General features: G+C 70.5%; 19 protein-coding genes and 2 pseudogenes. 10 read left to right on the plus strand and 11 right to left on the minus strand.

Annotated elements, in window-relative coordinates; genetic code table 11:
- Positions 1 to 122 precede the first annotated feature (122 nt).
- The 3 genes from ACH47Z_RS31365 to ACH47Z_RS31375 all read left to right on the plus strand — a co-directional run bounded on the left by ACH47Z_RS31365 (position 123) and on the right by ACH47Z_RS31375 (position 3,021).
- A complete protein-coding gene (locus ACH47Z_RS31365; RefSeq protein WP_399079673.1) occupies positions 123 to 1,703 on the plus strand; it encodes an ABC transporter substrate-binding protein in 1,581 nt (526 codons plus the stop codon).
- An 82-nt stretch (positions 1,704 to 1,785) separates the two neighbouring features.
- Positions 1,786 to 2,472 (plus strand): uracil-DNA glycosylase, encoded by a 687-nt coding sequence (ung, locus tag ACH47Z_RS31370; protein WP_399079675.1) that lies wholly within the window; start codon positions 1,786 to 1,788, stop codon positions 2,470 to 2,472.
- Positions 2,473 to 2,577: 105 nt separating this feature from the next.
- Positions 2,578 to 3,021: a hypothetical protein gene (locus tag ACH47Z_RS31375; protein ID WP_399079677.1), complete on the plus strand. Its 444-nt coding sequence runs from the start codon at positions 2,578 to 2,580 to the stop codon at positions 3,019 to 3,021.
- A 21-nt stretch (positions 3,022 to 3,042) separates the two neighbouring features.
- Here the strand turns inward: ACH47Z_RS31375 and ACH47Z_RS31380 are convergent, their stop codons facing one another.
- Together ACH47Z_RS31380 and ACH47Z_RS31385 are read right to left on the minus strand one after the other, a co-directional pair.
- A complete protein-coding gene (locus ACH47Z_RS31380) occupies positions 3,043 to 3,513 on the minus strand; it encodes a hypothetical protein (protein WP_399079679.1) in 471 nt (156 codons plus the stop codon).
- A 115-nt stretch (positions 3,514 to 3,628) separates the two neighbouring features.
- A complete protein-coding gene (locus tag ACH47Z_RS31385) occupies positions 3,629 to 4,141 on the minus strand; it encodes a DinB family protein (protein ID WP_399079681.1) in 513 nt (170 codons plus the stop codon).
- Positions 4,142 to 4,535: 394 nt separating this feature from the next.
- On the opposite strand from ACH47Z_RS31385, the gene ACH47Z_RS31390 reads away from it, so the two are divergent.
- Entirely contained in the window at positions 4,536 to 5,447 is a 912-nt protein-coding gene (locus ACH47Z_RS31390) for a Gfo/Idh/MocA family protein (protein ID WP_399079683.1), read from the plus strand.
- Here the strand turns inward: ACH47Z_RS31390 and lnt are convergent.
- Positions 5,365 to 6,930, minus strand: a complete 1,566-nt coding sequence (lnt, locus tag ACH47Z_RS31395; RefSeq protein WP_399079686.1) for an apolipoprotein N-acyltransferase — start codon at positions 6,928 to 6,930, stop codon at positions 5,365 to 5,367. The two genes, ACH47Z_RS31390 and lnt, sit on opposite strands and share 83 nt — an antisense overlap.
- 77 nt (positions 6,931 to 7,007) lie before the next feature.
- Positions 7,008 to 7,484 carry a nuclear transport factor 2 family protein gene (locus ACH47Z_RS31400; protein WP_399079688.1) on the minus strand — a complete coding sequence of 159 codons (477 nt, stop codon included), beginning with the start codon at positions 7,482 to 7,484 and terminating at the stop codon, positions 7,008 to 7,010.
- Positions 7,485 to 7,578: 94 nt separating this feature from the next.
- Between ACH47Z_RS31400 and ACH47Z_RS31405 the strand changes: the two genes are divergently transcribed.
- Complete coding sequence (locus tag ACH47Z_RS31405) at positions 7,579 to 8,241, plus strand: hypothetical protein (protein WP_399079690.1); 663 nt, start codon at positions 7,579 to 7,581, stop codon at positions 8,239 to 8,241.
- A gap of 69 nt (positions 8,242 to 8,310) precedes the next feature.
- On the opposite strand, the gene ACH47Z_RS31410 is transcribed toward ACH47Z_RS31405, so the two are convergent.
- Positions 8,311 to 9,705 carry a hypothetical protein gene (locus tag ACH47Z_RS31410; RefSeq protein WP_399079692.1) on the minus strand — a complete coding sequence of 465 codons (1,395 nt, stop codon included), beginning with the start codon at positions 9,703 to 9,705 and terminating at the stop codon, positions 8,311 to 8,313.
- A gap of 306 nt (positions 9,706 to 10,011) precedes the next feature.
- Between ACH47Z_RS31410 and ACH47Z_RS31415 the strand changes: the two genes are divergently transcribed.
- Entirely contained in the window at positions 10,012 to 10,296 is a 285-nt protein-coding gene (locus tag ACH47Z_RS31415) for a hypothetical protein (protein ID WP_399079694.1), read from the plus strand.
- Positions 10,297 to 10,430: 134 nt separating this feature from the next.
- Positions 10,431 to 10,673 (plus strand): annotated as a pseudogene (locus tag ACH47Z_RS31420) (DUF4291 family protein); the annotation flags it as partial.
- On the opposite strand, the gene ACH47Z_RS31425 reads toward ACH47Z_RS31420, so the two are convergent.
- The 3 genes from ACH47Z_RS31425 to ACH47Z_RS31435 form a co-directional block, all read right to left on the minus strand.
- Positions 10,660 to 10,839 (minus strand): hypothetical protein, encoded by a 180-nt coding sequence (locus ACH47Z_RS31425; protein WP_399079696.1) that lies wholly within the window; start codon positions 10,837 to 10,839, stop codon positions 10,660 to 10,662. The pseudogene ACH47Z_RS31420 and the gene ACH47Z_RS31425 sit on opposite strands and share 14 nt — an antisense overlap.
- Before the next feature lie 86 nt (positions 10,840 to 10,925).
- Positions 10,926 to 11,801, minus strand: a complete 876-nt coding sequence (locus ACH47Z_RS31430) for an undecaprenyl-diphosphate phosphatase (protein ID WP_399079698.1) — start codon at positions 11,799 to 11,801, stop codon at positions 10,926 to 10,928.
- Between the two features lie 113 nt (positions 11,802 to 11,914).
- Positions 11,915 to 12,385 carry a winged helix-turn-helix transcriptional regulator gene (locus ACH47Z_RS31435; protein ID WP_399079700.1) on the minus strand — a complete coding sequence of 157 codons (471 nt, stop codon included), beginning with the start codon at positions 12,383 to 12,385 and terminating at the stop codon, positions 11,915 to 11,917.
- Positions 12,386 to 12,492: 107 nt separating this feature from the next.
- Between ACH47Z_RS31435 and ACH47Z_RS31440 the strand changes: the two genes are divergently transcribed.
- Positions 12,493 to 13,662, plus strand: coding sequence for a thiolase family protein (locus ACH47Z_RS31440; RefSeq protein ID WP_399079702.1), 1,170 nt, complete (start codon positions 12,493 to 12,495; stop codon positions 13,660 to 13,662).
- Positions 13,663 to 13,665: 3 nt separating this feature from the next.
- Here ACH47Z_RS31440 and ACH47Z_RS31445 read toward each other — a convergent pair whose 3' ends face one another.
- A complete protein-coding gene (locus ACH47Z_RS31445) occupies positions 13,666 to 14,382 on the minus strand; it encodes a TVP38/TMEM64 family protein (RefSeq protein WP_399079704.1) in 717 nt (238 codons plus the stop codon).
- An 84-nt stretch (positions 14,383 to 14,466) separates the two neighbouring features.
- Positions 14,467 to 15,618: a glutathione-independent formaldehyde dehydrogenase gene (locus ACH47Z_RS31450; RefSeq protein ID WP_399079706.1), complete on the minus strand. Its 1,152-nt coding sequence runs from the start codon at positions 15,616 to 15,618 to the stop codon at positions 14,467 to 14,469.
- A gap of 327 nt (positions 15,619 to 15,945) precedes the next feature.
- On the opposite strand from ACH47Z_RS31450, the gene tuf reads away from it, so the two are divergent.
- Entirely contained in the window at positions 15,946 to 17,124 is a 1,179-nt protein-coding gene (gene tuf, locus ACH47Z_RS31455) for an elongation factor Tu (protein WP_399079708.1), read from the plus strand.
- Entirely contained in the window at positions 17,125 to 17,970 is an 846-nt protein-coding gene (locus ACH47Z_RS31460; protein WP_399079710.1) for a spermidine synthase, read from the plus strand. It abuts the gene before it with no gap.
- An 85-nt stretch (positions 17,971 to 18,055) separates the two neighbouring features.
- Here ACH47Z_RS31460 and ACH47Z_RS31465 read toward each other — a convergent pair.
- Positions 18,056 to 18,258, minus strand: a pseudogene (locus ACH47Z_RS31465) (MFS transporter); the annotation flags it as partial.
- Positions 18,259 to 18,326: the final 68 nt, after the last annotated feature.

The following is an 18,326-nucleotide window of genomic DNA, read 5'->3' on the forward strand; positions in this document are numbered from 1 at the left end:
CGAACTGACAACGTCGTCATCGAAAGTTCGATCAAGAACCCTTGTTTCAGGGGAGGTTCAGAGGCTCGAACGCTGCGGTATGGTCTGCCGACCCTTGGTACGGCGGATCGAGGAGCGTGCGCGTGTTCAACCGGAAACGATTCCTGCGTTCAGGCGCGGCGATCGCGTCCATATCCCTGGCGGCCGGTGGGTGCGGGCTGATGTCCAGCGGCGGTGGCGACAACAAGGGCCCCATCGTCGTCGGAACCACCAGCGCGCCCAGCACCCTGGACCCGGCCGGCGCCTGGGACGGTTCCTGGGAGCTGTACCGGAACATCTACCAGACGCTCCTCGCCTACCCCAACGGTGCCACCAGCCCCCAGCCCGACGCCGCCAGGAGCTGTGCCTTCACCGACTCCGGCAGCCGCACCTACCGCTGTGAGCTGCGTCCGGGCCTGAAGTTCGCCGACGGCGACGCGTTGAACGCGAACGCCGTCAAGTACTCCATCGACCGCATCCGCGCGATCGACGCCCCCGGCGGCCCCGCCGGGCTGCTCGGCAGCCTGGACCGGGTGCAGGCGCTCGGCGACCACGAGGTCGTCTTCCACCTCAACCAGCCCGACGCCACGTTCCCGTTCGTGCTGGCCACCCCCGCGATGTCCATCGTCGACCCGAACGACTACCCGGCCCGCTCCCTGCGCAAGGACGCGCAGGTCAACGGCTCCGGGCCGTACCGGCTCCGGTCGTACGACGAGGGCAAGCAGGCCGTGCTGACCAGCAACGGCAACTACGTGGGCTTCGCCGACCGGCAGAACGACGCGGTGACCATCCGCTATTTCCAGGACTCGGCCAGCATGGTCAAGGCGCTGCGGACCAAGCAGATCGACGTCACCTACCGCGGCCTCGCCGCCGACGACATCCTCGCCCTCCAGCAGCACGGGAACGCGAACCTGCAGCTGGTCGACGGCGCCGGCACCGACATCAGCTACCTGGTCTTCAACCCCCAGGACCCCTGGGCCAAGGAGCCCGCCGTCCGCAAGGCCGTCGCCCAGATCGTCGACCGGGGCGCCATCGCGCACAAGGTCTACAAGGACACCGTCGACCCGCTGTACTCGATGGTCCCCAAGGGCCTGACCGCCCACACCACCGGCTTCTTCGACGACTTCGGCGACCCGAGCGTGCCCAAGGCCCGCAAGATCCTTGACGACGCGGGCATTCACCAGCGCGTCCCGCTCACCCTCTGGTACACCACCGACCGCTACGGCTCCGAGACGGCCCTGATGTTCCAGGAGCTGAAGCGGCAGCTGGAGGCCTCCGGGCTGTTCACCATCACGCTCCAGAGCCGCCCCTGGAAGACCTTCGTGGTCGGCTACCAGAAGGGCGAGTACCCGGTGTTCGGCCGCGGCTGGTTCCCGGACTTCCCCGACGCCGACAACTTCATCGCCCCGTTCGTCGGCGACCACAACGCGCTCGGCACGCCCTACTCGTCCCCGGAGATCACCGGCAGACTGCTGCCGCACTCGCGCGCGCAGAGCGACCGCGCCCAGACGGTCAAGGACCTGGAGCAGGCCCAGCAGATCATGGTGAACGACGCCCGGCTGATCCCGCTGTGGCAGGGCCGGCAGTACGTCGCGGCCAGCGAGGACGTCTCCGGCGGCGAGCAGGCCCTCGACCCGTCGACGATCATGATGATGTGGACGCTGCATCGCAAGACCAGCTGGTGAACCGGTCTTCGGGTGCCTGTTGTCAGTGGTCGGCTGTAGGTTCTGAAGCCTGGAAGTGACCGCACGACATGAGGACGTTGACGTGACCGACATCGCCATGCTGCCCGAGTCCTGGCGCGGGGTTCTGGGCGACGAGCTGCAGCAGCCCTACTTCAAGGAGCTGACCGAGTTCGTCGAGGAGGAGCGGGCGAAGGGCCCGGTCTACCCGCCGCGCGATCAGGTCTTCGCCGCGCTGGAGGCCACGCCGTACGACAAGGTCAAGGTCCTCGTCCTGGGCCAGGACCCGTACCACGGCGAGGGCCAGGGCCACGGGCTGTGCTTCTCGGTCCGCCCGGGCGTGAAGACCCCGCCGTCGCTGCGGAACATCTACAAGGAGATGAACGCGGAGCTGGGCCTGCCGGTCCCGGACAACGGCTATCTGCTGCCGTGGGCCCAGCAGGGCGTGCTGCTGCTCAACGCGGTCCTCACCGTCCGGCAGGGCGAGGCGAACTCGCACAAGGGCAAGGGCTGGGAGAAGTTCACGGACGCGGTCATCCGCGCGGTCGCCGACCGCCCCGACCCGGCGGTCTTCGTCCTGTGGGGCAACTACGCGCAGAAGAAGCTCCCGCTGATCGACGAGCAGCGGCACGTGGTGGTCAAGGGCGCGCACCCCTCGCCGCTGTCCGCGAAGAAGTTCTTCGGCTCGCGCCCGTTCACGCAGATCAACGAGGGCATCGCGAGCCAGGGCCACGAGCCGGTCGACTGGACCATCCCGAACCTGAAGGGCTGACGGCCGTGCGGGCGGTCCCGTGTCGTACGGGGCCGCCTGCCCGGGATTGCCCGTGCCGCCGGTTAGCGTCGGGAGCGGACGGTCGACTAGTGCCCGGAGGACGCGGTGGCGGAGCGGCAGGAGCAGGTGGCACTGGATGACGTGCTGACGCGCATCGGGCAGGTCGTGATGCTGCATCACGGGGGCGACCGCGAGGAGGCGCGCAGCCGCCTCCTCGATCTGTGGGGCGAGGTCGGGGAGGCGGGGGATCCGCTGCACCGGTGCACGCTCGCCCACTATCTCGCCGACACACAGGACGATCCTTCGCACGAACTCGCTTGGGATCTGCGGGCGTTGTCGGCGGCCGAAGAGCTTGCTGACGGGCCGGGTGGCTTCCTGCCGTCCCTGCATCTCAATCTGGCCGCCGACTATGTGAAGCTCGGGCGTGTGGAGGCCGCCCGTAGTCACTTGCGCTCCGCTCTGCGGGCAGCGGGTTCCCTGGCCGACGACGGGTACGGCAAGGGGGTGCGGGCGGCCATCCGGCGGCTGGAGTTGCAGTTGGGGGAGTAGCACTGCCCCTGCGGGCGCGTCTCAGTGACCGTACGTCTGCTCGCAGATCTCCGCCTCCGGGCTGTCTTCCCGCCAGCCGCCGTACCTCCTGCCCAGGGCACACACGTCCGGGGCCTTGGGGACCGGGTTCGACACGACCGGGGCGTCGGTGTGCTTTCGCCGGTGGTGGTGCTCGGGGTGGGCGCGGTGGTGGTGCGGGGGAGCGGGCGGACGGGGTGCGACCACCGGTGGGGCCTCGGCCCTGTGCTGCGAGCCCATCGGCGTCGGGGGCTGGGACTGCTCGGCCGGCTCGACCATCTCCAGGGCCTGCTGGGCCGGGGCCTGGACCACTCGGGGCTCCGTGCTGCCGTCCGGCCGGGGTGCCGTCGGCAGGGTGGGGGCCGTGTCCGGCGGCGGTGCCGGTGTCGCCGGGCGCTGTACCGACACACAGCCGGAGAGGGCCGAGACGGCCACGGTGACCAGGAGCGCTGCGGTGGTGGTCGTTCGATGCACCCGGGCAACTCTGCTGGGTCGGCGCCCGGGTTGGCACCAGGGAGCCGAGGTTGATGCCCCCGTACGGGTGATCTCGTGCCCCGTGCGGATGGTTTCCGGGTGCCAAGGGTGACGTTCAGTCGCCGGTGGCGCCGTCGATCCGTTCACGGACGAGGTCGGCGTGGCCGTTGTGCCGCGCGTATTCCTCGATCATGTGGGTGTAGATCCAGCGCAGGTTGAACGGCGTGTCCCTGAACCTGCTCTTCCCCCGGGACAGATCGTCGAGTCCGAAGCCGGCCGCGTTGCGCCGGGCGATCTCGATCTCCGCCTGCCAGGTCGCGTACGCCTCCTGCCAGGTGTCGGCCTCGGTGACATGGAAGTCGCCGTCCTGGTCCTCGTCGGTGTAGTAGATCGGCCCGGGGTCGTCGCCCACCAGCACCTTGCGGAACCAGGCCCGCTCCACCTCCGCCATGTGGCGCACCAGCCCCATGAGGGACAGCTCGGAGGGCGGCACTGACGCGGTGCGCAGCTGGTCGTCCGTCAGCCCCTCGCACTTCGCGGCCAGCGTCTGGCGGTGGTAGTCCAGCCAGCCCTCCAGCATGGCGCGCTCACCGGCGGTCTGGTCGGGCTCATGGCGTTCCGTTGTCATGCCCGTATCCTCATCCGACCTTGTGCCGTCCCACCAGGGGTTTTCACCGGGGCGTCGCGGTGCCGAACGAACCCGCCGCGCACGAGCACACCAGCCGGCCGACGGTGGTCCGCGTGCCCCGGGCGGGCCCCGGCTGCCCCGGGCCGACGCCGAGACCGCAGCCGCCCGACGACGAGAAGGCCGAACTCCCGCGCCGGCTCGGCGACCGACACGACCCCATCCCCGCCGTCCTCGCCGCCACCGCCCCCGAGGACCTGCTCCGGCGCGATGTCCACCACATCACCACGCCCCTGCCCTCCCCACCTGGCCTGGTTCCCGCCCTGGCCGAGGGTCGGCGGCGACCGGCGGCCGCCGTATGCTGCCGGAGAAGCAATCACGAGGCAGGGGAGCACACGTGAAGGTCGGCTGCATCGGACTCGGGGACATCGCGCAGAAGGCGTACCTGCCGGTGCTGGCCACGCAGCCCGGGATCGACCTCCACCTGCAGACCCGCACGCCCGGCACCCTCGAGCGGGTGGCGGACAGCCTGCACCTGCCGGCCGAGCGGCGGCACACCACGCTCGACTCCCTGCTCGCCGCCAGGCTCGACGCGGCCTTCGTGCACGCGCCGACCGCCGTCCACCCCGAGATCGTCACCCGGCTGCTCGAGGCGGGCGTACCGACGTACGTCGACAAGCCGCTCGCCTACGAACTCGCGGACTCCGAACGGCTGGTGGGCCTCGCCGAGGAGCGCGGGGTCTCGTTGTCCGTCGGTTTCAACCGGCGCTACGCCCCCGGGTACGCGCTGTGCCTGGACCATCCGCGCGAGCTGATCCTCATGCAGAAGAACCGGGTCGGGCTGCCCGAGGAACCGCGCACGATGATCCTGGACGACTTCATCCATGTCGTCGACACCCTGCGGTTCCTGGTGCCGGGCCCGGTCGACGACGTGACGGTACGCGCCCGCACCGAGGGCGGACTGCTGCACCACGTGGTGCTCCAGCTCGCCGGCGACGGGTTCACCGCGCTCGGTGTGATGAACCGGCTCAGCGGCTCCACCGAGGAGATCCTGGAGGTCTCCGGTCAGGACACCAAGCGCCAGGTGCTCAACCTCGCCGAGGTGATCGACCACAAGGGCCAGCCGACCGTGCGCCGCCGTGGCGACTGGGTGCCGGTGCCCCGGCAGCGCGGCATCGAGCAGGCGGCCCTCGCCTTCCTCGACGCCGTGCGCGCCGGGAAGGTGCTCAGTGCCCGGGACGCGCTGGCGACTCACGAACTGTGCGAGCGGGTGGTACGAGCGGTTCAGGACCGTGCCGGCGCGGCCTGAGCGTCTTCAGGCCCTCCGTCGCGCACAGCGAGGCCAGCACCAGCAGCGCGCCGTCCACCGGCCAGTCGCCGTAGCGGACGTACGGCGTGATGCCGTGCGCCAGCGGTACGTCGTACACCCGGGCCGTGCTCGCGTCGGTGCCGAGCCACGGGCCGAGCCGCTGCCCGCTCGGCCCGTACACGGCGGAGACGCCGGTGAGGGTCGCGTGCACCATCGGGCGGCCGGTCTCGGCGGCCCGCAGCGCGCCCAGCGAGGCGTGCTGCTCCGGTGCCCAGCTGTCCTGGAAGGTGGAGGTGGCGGACTGGCCGAGCAGCACATCGGCGCCGTCGTCCGCCAGATGCCGGCTCATGTCGGGGAACGCGGTCTCGAAGCAGATCAGCGGGCCGATCCGCAGCCCGTGCCCGACGTTCATCACGACCTGTTCGGTACCGCGCCTGCGGTCCTCACCGGCCGCCTTGCCGACCGAGGTGGCCCAGCCCAGCAGCGAGCGGGCCGGTATGTACTCACCGAAGGGGACCAGCCGCATCTTGTCGTACCGGCTGTCCGTCGGGCCGTTCGGGCCGATCAGCACCGAACTCTTGTAGATGCCGGGGCGGTCGGAACGGCGGGCGTCCACGTTGACCAGCACATCGGCGCCGACCGCGCGGGACAGGGCGGTGACCCGCTGGGCCAGATCGGGCCGGTCGCCCAGGTCGAAGCCGACGCTGGACTCACCCCAGACGACCAGGTCGGGGTGCTGCCCGGCGAGCTGCCGGGTCAGCTGCTCCTCGCGGTCGAACCGCTTGTCGCCACCGTCCATGATCCCCGGCTGTACGACGGCGATCCGGACCCGCCCGTCCACCTCCGGGCGTGGCGCCCAGGCCCACGCGGCCGAGGTCGCGGCGGCCGTGGCGACCAGTGAGGCCACGGCCGGCACACGCGCCTCGCGCACCGATGTCAGTACGGCCGCCGCCACGTTCACGGCCACGATCAGGAAGCTGAGCAGCCACACCCCGCCGACCGAGGCCAGCCGCAGCGCGGGGGAGACCTGCCACTGGCTGGCGCCCAGCATGCCCCATGGCCCGCCGAGGCCCTGCCAGGACCGCACCAGCTCCACCATCAGCCAGGCCGACGGCAGCACCAGCAGCGCGGCGGCACCCCGGCCCGGCGAGGGCTGTCCGCCCAGGAAGCGGCGCACCAGCCAGCCCCAGGGCGCCCACAGTGCGCCCAGCAGAGCGGCGATCAGGAAGATGAACACGTGCAGGCTCGGCAGCAGCCAGTGATGCACGGCCATCAGGAAGCCGAAACCGCCGCCCCAGCCGTCGTACGCCGCGCGGCGGCCGCTCGGTGCCGAGCGGGCCAGCAGGATCCAGGGAACCAGGGCGACGTAGGCGAACCACCAGAGGGAAGGGGCGGGGAAGGCCAGCACGGGCAGGGCACCGGCGAGGGCGGCGACGGCGGAGCGCCGCCAGGGGGAGGTGAGCCAGTGGTCGATCGTCCTCATGTGGACCCTCCCTACCCTGCGTGCACTTCCAGTGTGCGCCGGGGGAGCGATCTAGAACAGGGCGCCTGGGGTGCGCCTCAGGGAGTGGCAGTGCCCTTGGCCGCGAGGTGGCGCCATTCTTCCTCGACCGTCACCTGGCGCAGCCGCCAGCCCTCCCCTGTGCGCAGCAACGCGAACTCATAGCGACCGCCGCACACCAGGTCCGGCGGAGTGGGGGTGCCGTCGGTCGTGAAGCGCATCGGGTTGAAGTAGGCGGCCCGGACGCGGGCCGTGTCGCCGGTGTCGTGGTCCAGGATGCCGAAACGGACCTGGCGGTTGACGATCAGGTGCTGGCGCATGGTGAACAGGGAGAGGTTCTCGGCGAGCCAGTCGGCGATCTCGGGCGCGGGGCCCTCGATGCCGCCGGCCGAGCGGTAGTCGGCGCGGCCGTCCGGGGTGAACAGGTGTCGGTACGCCGGCCAGTCGCCGTCGTCCACCGCCACGGCGTACGCGGTGACCACCTCGTCCACGGCCAGCCGGTCGATCACGGTCGCGAGCTCCGCACGCTGTGTCATCGGCACAGTGTTGGGCATCGGAGGTGAAGAGCCAAGAGGGCGTGCCGGGTTATTCGGTGGTGCGGACGCCGGCGTACGGCCGAAGCTGTGCCCCATGAACGATCTGTCCCACGGTGGATCCATGGGCTCCGGGCCGAAGTGGACGAAGAGCGAACCTCCGGTCGAGCAGCCAGGCCCTGGGCCGGAGCTTTCCACCTACCAGCAGGCGATGAGGCAAAGGCTTCTCGCCGCCCCGGTGGTACAGGCCCCCGAGCCCTGGAGGCGCATCGCGTATGCCCCGGTCGGCGGGCTTCTGGGGATCGGCTTCGCCTCGCACCCCGGCACCGGCCAGGACTTGGTGATGGTCGTCTCGCACGACGGTCACGGTCTCTTCGACGCCGTCACGGGAGAGAAGATCGCGCGGGATCGTGACCCTGACCCCGAGGACGACAGCCGCGACGCGGATCCCGCTCTGTCGTGTCCTGGACTGGGACCGGTCGCCGCAAGCAGGGTGCGCATCGCCGGGCTTTTCGGAGGAGAGCTGCACACCACCAGCGGAGACGGTTGGAAGCTGGAGGTCGTTGCCCCGGCCTGGCCGAACGAGCGTGTCCTGCTCTCCCGCGACGGCGGATTGCCTCACTCCGGTCCGTACGGGGAGCGTTGGTGGCACATCTTCCACTCCACCTACTCCGAGCTCCGTGCCGCTGGATTCTCGCCCTCCGGGCAGACCCTTGCCGTAGCGACGAGCAGCGATCTGTCCCTGTGGACTCGCCGGTAGCTCGCGGGCGGACCGACAACGCCGCTGCGGGTGTCAAGGACATGCTCCGCGTCCCTGATCCGGTCCGCGTCAGCGGGGGATGCCCGCATCGTCCAGGTACTGGTGCATGGTCTCTGCCGGAAGGTTTGGGTTACTCAGGGCGTGGATGGCGGTCTCCGGATTCCGGCAGCTTCGGAGGATGAGGTCCACCGGCAGCGCGGGGTGCGCGGCTGCCATGGCACGAACACGCGCGTCGGGATCGGCCAGCAGCCGGACCACTGTGCCGACGGGTGCTTCGGAGTCGAGTCCCACCAGCCACCGTTTGTCCGGGTCCGGGTCGTCGGCGAAGCGTTGTCCGTTGCCCGTGCGCGGGAAGTTCGGGTGGCGCAGGAGATCGCCCTTGGTGATGACCTCGCAGTTCAGATACGTCTGGAGCACCACCTCGCCGTCGACGGTCGGTTGGTTCTCACACAGCAGGAGTCGCACGGGGTAGTCGTCGTCCTTGGAGAGCAGGTCGACGGCGTCCGCAGGAAGGTGCCGGCTGTAGGCGGCGCTGCGCCGTAGCAGGGTGTTGGACGATGTGGCGCACTGGCGCAGGACGTCGGGATCAGCGCAGAGGCGAACCCATTCGACGGGATGGAGCCGGTCGGACGGCTTGATGGTGATGTCGATGGCGGTACGTTCGGTCTCTGTCAGTTCGGGTCGCACAGACACCGCCAGCCGGACGCTGTGCGCGTCGTCGTTCGCCAATGTCCTGACGATGTCGATGGGAACGTTGAGGTTGGTCGCCAGCTCCCGCCGGTCCTCTTCCTCCGTGCTTGCCGCGAGCTGTTCGGCGGTCGCCGACCTCATGGCGCCGTACCGGATCACATCCTGCCTGGCGAAGCGGCCGATTCCTGCACTGAGAAGAAGGTCCGTACAGCCCGCGTCACCGCGGCACGCCTCCATCATGGCCGCCTGGCGTACTTTGTCATCGGCGTCGCGGAGCAGACGACTTCGCGCGTCCTCGGAAAGCAGGGTCCACTGGCCGCAGGCTGCTTGGCGAAGGTCCGCGTCCTGGTGGTCGGCAAGCCCGGCGACCAGGCTGGGAGCTGTGTGGCGGCAGAAGGCTGCGCTTCGGCGGACCCGCGGTTCCGGATCGGCGAGCAGGCGCTGCTGGGTGGAGAGGGGCAGTGGCTGCACGGGGATGCGGAACCAGTCGGGTCCGGCGGCCAGAGCATGGCGGACCCGTGGATCGGCATCGTCCACGAGCCGGGCGCGTTGTTCCGGCGTCACGGCGGGGTTCGCAGCGAACGCTGCCCGCAGCCTGTGGTCGGGATGCGCGACGATGGCGTTCACCACCTCGTCCGGCAGACCGCGCCAGGCGATCATGTCCCAGGCCGCTTTGGCTTCCTCGCACAGCATTCTGATCAAGACCCCGGCCGGCGCCGCAGGATTTCGCGCGAGCGCAGCGATGGTCTCGCGGTGACCGCAATTGCCGCACATGGTGTCCCTCCCCGTGAGCCCGCGGGCGTCGCGAGCCCGCGGATTGTGTGCATGGCCCGTGTGCAGGGTCAACATCGGTGATCACGCTTTGCCGCAAAGGCCACCGGCCCAGGTTGCTCTGCTCCAGGTTCGAGGCTGTCTCGTGGCGCCCCTGCGCCGGGCCTTGCGTCCGGGCCGGCTGCCGCCGTTCGGATCGCCCAAGGCGGCCCTTCAGGTGATTGCCGGACGCCTCATGAGCCAGACAGCCGTCGCAGGGGTACGACGTCTCAGCCGAGAACGCACCAGAACGCCGTGAGGAGCTTGGGGATGTACGCAGCAGTCCGACGGTACGAAGGGGTGACCGATTCGGTCGAGGCGGCACGTCTCGTGAACGAGGGGTTCGTGCCGCTCATGCGCCAAGTCTCCGGCTTCGTGGCTTACTACTGGATCGATGTCGGGGACGGAGTGATGGTCTCGACCAGCGTCTTCCAGGACCAGGCCGGTGCTGAAGAATCGATCTCGACGGCTGCGGACTTCGTGCGGGACAACCTTGTGTCGCTGCTTCCCAACCCTCCCGCGGTCATGGCGGGCGAGGTGGTGGCTTCCGCGTGACAGCGTTCGGACCGGCCACGTGAGATGGTCTCCGAGGCTTGCCGGCCTGCCGTGCCCACGTGGTCGCCCTTCTCAGCGTTGATCCCGCGAGGTGCCGTCGGCCGCAAAGAGGACTGTGAACGAGGCTCGACCTGGATCAAGCGTCCTGGAAGCGGAAGTTGAGGGAGTCTCCGGCCCGCGTCCAGTGGGATCCCGAGCGCGATCTGCACCACAACCCCTTGCCCTACCGGTCGTTGCAGCTCGGTCTCGCCGGGGAGGCGGCGGCGCGGGCTGTCGCGCTGTTGCCGCCGGAGCGGCCGTACCCCCTGGCCGGCGACACGCTCACGCATCTGCTCGCCTGGACGTGCACGGGGAAGGTGCCGCTCAGGCCGCCTTGATGACCTGCTCGCGGATCGCCTCGGCCCACTCGACCACCAACAGCTCGTATTCGAGGCGCTCTTGGGCGGACAGGGTGCCGCCCGCGCGCCGCCAGAGCGCCCGGATCTGCTCGTTCACCTCGGCGGCAGACCGCACGGAACCAGAGGTCGGGAATTCGGGGGACATGCGGACAGCCTAGGGGCAGGACTGACACTGCGCTACCGCCCGGCTACGCAGAACGTATGGGCTTGGTCACCGTCGCCGGGACTGTCTCAGCTCGCCGATTCCGCCGCGTGCGGGCTCAGTACGCCCGCCGAGACCAGGGCGATGATGACGATGCCGAGGGCCACGCGGTACCAGACGAACGGTATGAAGCTCTTGTTGGAGATCCACTTCATGAACCACGCGATGACCGCGTATCCCGACGCGAACGCGATCGCCGTCGCGAACAGGGTCGGGCCCCAGGCCACCTGGCCCGCGCCGACCGAGTCCTTCACCTCGAACGCGCCCGAGGCCAGCACCGCGGGGATGGCCAGCAGGAAGGAGTAGCGGGCCGCGGCCTCGCGCCGGTAGCCCATGAACAGGCCGCCGCTGATGGTCGCGCCGGAGCGGGAGACGCCGGGGACCAGGGCGCAGGCCTGGCACAGGCCGAAGATCAGGCCGTCCTTGACGCCCAGGTTCTCCAGCGTCTTGCGCTGCTTGGGCGCCCGGTGCCGGCCGCCGGTCTCGTCGCGGGCCGCCAGCCGGTCGGCGATGCCGATGACCAGGCCGACGACGATCAGCATCGTCGCGGTGATCCGCAGATCGCGGAACGGGCCCTCGATCTGGTCCTTGAGCGTCACCCCCAGCACGCCGATGGGTATCGAGCCGACGATCACCAGCCAGCCCATCTGTGCGTCGTGGTCCTGGCGCAGCGCCGTGCCGAACAACGACCGGAACCAGGCCGAGAGGATGCGGCCGATGTCCTTGCGGAAGTAGATCAGCACCGCCGTCTCCGTGCCGATCTGGGTGATCGCCGTGAAGGCCGCACCGGGGTCGTCCCAGCCGGAGAACGCCGCGGTCAGCCGCAGATGCGCGCTGGAGGAGACGGGCAGGAACTCGGTCAGCCCCTGGACGAGTCCGAGGACGAGGGATTCAAACCAAGACATGGAGGTAATGCGTCCAAGTGCTGTCAGGTAAAGAAGTGATCAAATGACGAGGGCAGCGTAGCGGGCCCGGGCGACAGCACGGAATCAGGGGTTGGACGTACCTCGGGCGGGGGTCATGCGGCCGTGGGGCCCGTGACCGTCCAGCCCGGGGCCTGGGGGTGGGCCGTGACGTCCTGGTGGTGGACCTCCTCGCCGCAGGCCCGACAGGTGACGACCGGGACCAGTTCGTGGCCGCAGATGTGCTCGACGACCATGGGCAGGTCCGTGCCGTTGTGCAGGTGCCGGTCGCCCCATTCCTTCAACGTCATCAGAACCGGCTCCAGCTCCAGGCCCGCCGCCGTGGCCCGGTACTCGAAGCGCTGCGGGCGCTCGCTGTAGAGGCGCTTGGTGAGGATCCCGGCGTCCACGAGCCGGCGCAGCCGGGCGGCCAGGATGTCGCGCGGGACGCCGATGTTGCGCACGAGCTGGTCGAAGCGGCCGTTGCCCAGGCAGACCTCCCGCAGGACGAGCAGGGAGTACTTCTCGCCGACCAGGGCGAGGGCGTCCGCGATGGAACAGGGGCGCGGGTCTTTCGTGGCGGCCATGCGCCTCAGTGTAGGGGAGGGTTTGATTTTCCAACTCACCGAGCTATGGTGAGTTCGGATTTCCTACTCACCAGTAATCGCTCCGGCCATCGTGGGAGGCCCGCACCATGCGAGACGCAGTCATCGTCGAAGCCGTACGCACCCCCATCGGCAAGGGCAAGCCGAACGGCTCCCTCGCCCACGTCCACCCCGTGCAGCTCCTCGCCCACACCCTGCGCACCCTGGTCGAGCGCTCCGGTGTCGACCCGGCGCTCATCGACGACGTCATCGGCGGCACCGTCGACCAGGTCGGCGAGCAGGCCATGAACACCACCCGCTACGCCGTCCTCGCGGCCGGGTTCCCCGAGTCGGTCCCGGCGACCACCGTGGACCGCCAGTGCGGCTCCTCCCAGCAGGCGGTGCACTTCGCCGCGCAGGGCGTCATCTCCGGCGCCTACGACCTCGTCGTCGCCTGCGGTGTGGAGTCGATGAGCCGGGTGCCGATGTGGTCCAACGTGCCCGCGGGCAAGGACCCGTTCGGGCCCGGCGTCGCCGAGCGCTATCCGGAGGGCCTGGTCCCGCAGGGCGTCAGCGCCGAGCTGATCGCGGCCAAGTGGTCGCTCACCCGCGCGCGGATGGACGAGTTCGCGGTCTCTTCGCACCACAAGGCGGCCCAGGCCTGGGCGAACGGCCTGTTCGACGCCGAGGTCGCCCCGCTCGACGGCGTCGCCCGCGACGAGTGCGTACGCCCCGGCAGCACCCCGGAGATCCTCGCCGGCCTCAAGCCCGCCTACTACGACCCCGGCTTCGCCGAGCGCTTCCCGCAGATCGAGTGGAACGTCACCGCGGGCAACGCGAGCCCGATCAACGACGGCGCCTCGGCCGTTCTGATCACCTCCAGTGACACCGCGGCCCGCCTCGGCCTGCGCCCGCTCGCCCGTCTCCACAGCTTCGCCGTCACCGGCTCCGACCCGCTGCTGATGCTCACCGGGGTCATCCCGGCCACCGAGAAGGTGCTGCGCAGGGCGGGGCTGAGCATCGACGACATCGACCTCTTCGAGGTCAACGAGGCCTTCTCCAGTGTGGTGCTGGCCTGGCAGCAGGAGACCGGCGCCGACCTCGCCAAGGTCAACACACACGGCGGCGCCATCGCTCTCGGCCACCCGCTCGGCGCCAGCGGCACCCGGCTCACCACCACCCTGGTCCACGCCATGCGGGAACGCGGCGCCCGCTACGCCCTGCAGACCATGTGCGAGGCGGGCGGACTCGCCAACGCGATGATCCTCGAGGGCGTCTGACCCTCAGTGCCCGCGCAGGTGGTGGCGCTTGCGCCAGGCCACCACCGTGCCCAGCAGTGCCGGTACGGCGATGCCGGCCATCGCGATCAGGAAGGCGGGGGACGTCGGCGCGGAGGCGCGGGCGCCGGCCACCGCGTAGGCGGCGGTGTTCGGAATCGATCCGACGGCCGTGGCCAGCAGGAACGGCCACCAGCCCATACGGGAGACGGCCGCGCAGTAGTTCGCCGCCCAGAACGGCACCCCCGGGAACAGCCGGGCCGCCAGCATCGAGCGGAACCCGTGCCGGCTCAGCTGCCCGTCGGCTGCCCTCAGCCAGCGGCCCCGCAGCAGCGGTCGCAGCGCGTCCTGCCCGAGGAGCCGGCCGAGCCCGAAGGCCACGCCCGCCCCGAGCACCGTGCCCGCCAGCGCCGTCGCCAGTCCCAGCTGGGAGCCGAACAGCGCGCCCGCCGCCAGGTTGAGCAACGGCCGCGGCACGAACGCCACGGTGCACAGCCCGTACGCCGCCCCGAACACCACGGCCGCCGCGGCCCCGCCGAGCTGCGGCGCCCAGCCGTGCGTCAACAGCCGCTGTGGCTCGAACAGCAGTACACAAACCCCGGCCCCCGCGAGCAGGGCGAGCAGCAGTGACAGCCGGGCGTACGGGGACAGCAACGCGCGCGAGCAGCGGGCGGCGAGTCCCGGAGAGGCTGTGGCGGTGCCAGAGAGGTTGGCATCGAGCATCCGGTGACATTAACCGACGCACGCGTGTGATCGCCGTCAAGGGTGGGTCCGGGCACCCACGACGCCCGGACCCGTCTCGTGTGCTCACGCGGCGAGCGCGTGACCTGGGTGCAGGACCACCTTGGTGTAGCCCTCGATCCGCTTGTCGAACTTCTCGTACGCCAGCGGCGCCTGCTCCAGCGGCAGCTCGTGGGAGACCACGAAGCTGGGCTTGGCCCGCTCGGCGATGATCAGGTCGCGCAGCTGGCGGTTGTACCGCTTGACGTTGCACTGGCCGGTGCCCATCTGCTGGCCCTTCTCGAACATCTTGCCGATGGAGACGAGCAGTTGGCCGTGCTTGGCGTGATCGTCGGGTCCGCCCGGGTCGGACGGCACGTACAGGCCCGGCACGCCGAGCATGCCGGTGGGCCGGACCGTCTCGACCAGCTCGTTGAGGACGATCGCGGGCTCCTCGTGGCTGGCGTCGTGTGCCTGGGCCTGGTAGCCGACGGCGTCGACGCCCTTGTCGGTTCCCTCACCTCCGGTCTGTTCCTTGATCTGCGCCGCCGGGTCGCCCTTGGTGAAGTCGATGGGGATGGCTCCGATCCCCTCGGCCTTGGCGAGCCGCTCGGGCACCCGGTCGACCGAGAACACCTTCGACGCGCCGCGCAGCAGCGCCGAGTAGGCGGCCATCAGCCCCACCGGTCCGGCGCCGTAGACGGCCACGCTCTCACCGGGGGACACCTGGGCGAGTTCGCAGCCGTGGTAGCCGGTCGGGAAGATGTCGGCGAGCAGCACGAAGTCGGTCTCGAACTGCTCGCCCGGGGGCAGTTTCAGGCAGTTGAAGTCGGCGTACGGCACCCGCAGCAGCTCGGCCTGGCCGCCTTTGTACGGGCCCATCGCCACATAGCCGTAGGCCCCGCCGGCGAATCCGGGATTCACCGTCAGGCAGAAGCCGGTCTTCCCGGCGAGACAGTTCTTGCAGAATCCGCAGGCGACGTTGAAGGGCATCACGACCCGGTCGCCCTTGGACAGGGACGTCACGCCGCCGCCGACCTCCTCGATGATGCCGAGGTTCTCGTGCCCGAAGACGATGCCCGACTCGGCCGCCGTGCGGCCCTCGTACATGTGCAGGTCCGAGCCGCATATGGCAGACGACGTGACCCGTACGAGCACATCGTTGGGGTGCTGGATCCGGGGATCCTGGACGTCCTTCACCGTCACGCTGAAGGGCTCTTCGTAGACGACGGCTTTCATGTGTGTCACCTCCGCGTCGAGCGCTGGCCCGTACCTCCAGGCAACGCCCGTACGAAGGGGCATGCAACCGGCGCCCGCCGGGAAAATCGTTCGACGCCGGGCGTGGTGTCGGCGATGATCGACGCCATGTTCCGGTACGCCTTCCTCCTCGCAGCATCCGCCGTCGCGGATGCGCCGAAGGCTGCCGTCCTGTATGTCGTGGCCGCCGTCGACGGCGCCCGAAGCTGACCCTCCCCGGAACGTCCGGCGGACCCCGCAGGGGGAGGGTCGGCCGGTTCTCGGGGTCCCGATTTCTTCTCCACGGCTGAGAGGCTTCGAGGTACAGCCATGTCCAAAACGGCCTACGTGCGCACCAAGCCGCACCTGAACATCGGCACCATGGGTCATGTCGACCACGGCAAGACCACCCTGACCGCCGCCATCACCAAGGTCCTCGCGGAGCGCGGCACCGGCACCTTCGTGCCGTTCGACCGGATCGACCGCGCCCCGGAGGAGGCCGCGCGCGGCATCACCATCAACATCGCGCACGTCGAGTACGAGACCGACACCCGGCACTACGCCCACGTCGACATGCCGGGCCACGCCGACTACATCAAGAACATGGTCACCGGCGCCGCGCAGCTCGACGGGGCGATCCTCGTCGTCTCCGCGCTGGACGGGATCATGCCGCAGACCGCCGAGCACGTGCTGCTCGCCCGGCAGGTGGGCGTCGACCACGTCGTCGTCGCGCTCAACAAGGCGGACGGCGCGCAGGACGAGGAGCTCATCGACCTGGTCGAACTGGAGGTCCGTGACCTGCTCACGGCGCAGGGCTACCCGGGGGACGCCGTACCCGTCGTACGGGTCTCCGGGCTCCGGGCGCTGGAGGGCGACCCGCGCTGGACCGCGTCGATCGAGGCGCTGCTCGACGCGGTGGACACGTACGTGCCCATGCCCGAGCGGTACCTGGACGCCCCGTTCCTGCTGCCGGTGGAGAACGTGCTCACCATCACCGGCCGGGGCACGGTGGTCACGGGCGCGGTGGAGCGGGGCACGCTCCGCCTGGGTGACCGGGTGTCCGTGCTCGGCGCCGACGTCGAGACCGTCGTCACCGGCCTGGAGACCTTCGGCAAGCCGATGGCGGAGGCCCAGGCCGGGGACAACGTGGCGGTCCTGCTGCGGGGCGTGCCCCGGGACGCGGTCCGGCGCGGGCAGGTCGTGGCGGCTCCGGGAAGTGTCGTGCCGGCCCAGCGGTTCTCGGCGCGGGTGTATCTGCTCTCGGGGCGCGAGGGCGGTCGTACGACGCCGGTCGCGAGCGGGTACCGGCCGCAGTTCTACATCCGTACGGCGGACGTGGTGGGGGACGTCGACCTCGGCGAGGTGGGCGTCGCCCGGCCCGGCGAGACCGTGGAGATGCGGGTCGAGCTGGGACGGGAGGTTCCCCTGGAGTCGGGTCTCGGGTTCGCCATCCGTGAGGGCGGGCGGACCGTGGGGGCGGGCACGGTGATCACTGTCCACAATGGATGAGTGAACGAATCGATACCCGTCTCCCGCACCACCGACCACGGCACCGCCAAGCTCATGCCCGACGTCGACCGTGAGCGGGCCTGGCTGCTCACGGTCGACGGGGCGCCGCAGTCGTACGTCGATCTCGATGATCCGGCGCATCTGGAGTTCGAGTACGCGCGGCGCCTCGGGTATGTGCTGGATGTCGCGGCCGAGGCCGGGCGGCCGCTGGACGTGGTGCATCTCGGTGGGGGTGCGCTGACGTTGCCGCGGTATGTGGCGGCCACCCGGCCCGGCTCCCGGCAGGACGTCGTCGAGGCCGACGCGGGGCTGCTGGAGCTGGTCGTCGAGCATCTGCCGCTGCCGGCGGGCTCGGGTGTCGCGCTGCACGCGGCCGACGCCCGGGCCTGGCTGGAGGGGGCGCCGGACGATCACGCCGACGTGCTGATCGCCGACGTCTTCGGCGGCTCCCGGGTGCCGGCCCACCTCACCACGCTCGCCTACGCCCGCGAGGCCGAGCGGGTGCTGCGGCCGGACGGCGTGTATCTGGCCAACCTCGCCGACCAGGCGCCGTTCGCCTTCCTGCGGTCCCAACTCGCCACGTTCGCCGCGCTGTTCGAGGAGCTGGCGCTGGTCGCCGAGCCGGGTGTGCTGCGCGGGCGCCGGTTCGGCAACGCGGTGCTGGTCGCCTCGCACCGGCCCCTCGACATCGCCACCCTGGCCCGTCGTACGGCGGCGGACGCGTTCCCGGCGCGGGTCGAACACGGCACCGTGCTGCGGGAGTTCATCGGTACGGCGCGCCCGGTCGAGGACGCGGACGCCGTGCCCTCACCCGAGCCTCCCGACGGGGCGTTCGGCATCGGCTGAGGGGGTGGGGGAGGCGGCCACGGGCTGGGGACCCATTCGCGTACGGATCGCCTACCGGCCGGGCCACGTCCGAAGTCGCCCCCAGGCCGGCGCCGCCGAGGCTGTCGCGGGCGACGAGCGGGCCGCGGACCGCGTCGGCCTTGGCGAACCGTACGACGATGCCTCACAGCGGGGCCGCCCGATGAACTCCCGCCAGCCCTCGCGGAGATCGGCCGGCCTGCCCTCGCCCGGGGTGCGCGGCGGGCTGTGGCTGACGTCGAGGAAGGAGCGCGGGGCGCCGGCGACGGCGAGGCAGCGTCCGTGCTGTCGCCTTCACCCCCACGTCCCCGCCGACACCGCCGCGTCCAGCACGGCGA

It is taken from the genome of Streptomyces sp. NPDC020192, assembly GCF_044388685.1.
Taxonomy (GTDB): Bacteria; Actinomycetota; Actinomycetes; order Streptomycetales; family Streptomycetaceae; genus Streptomyces.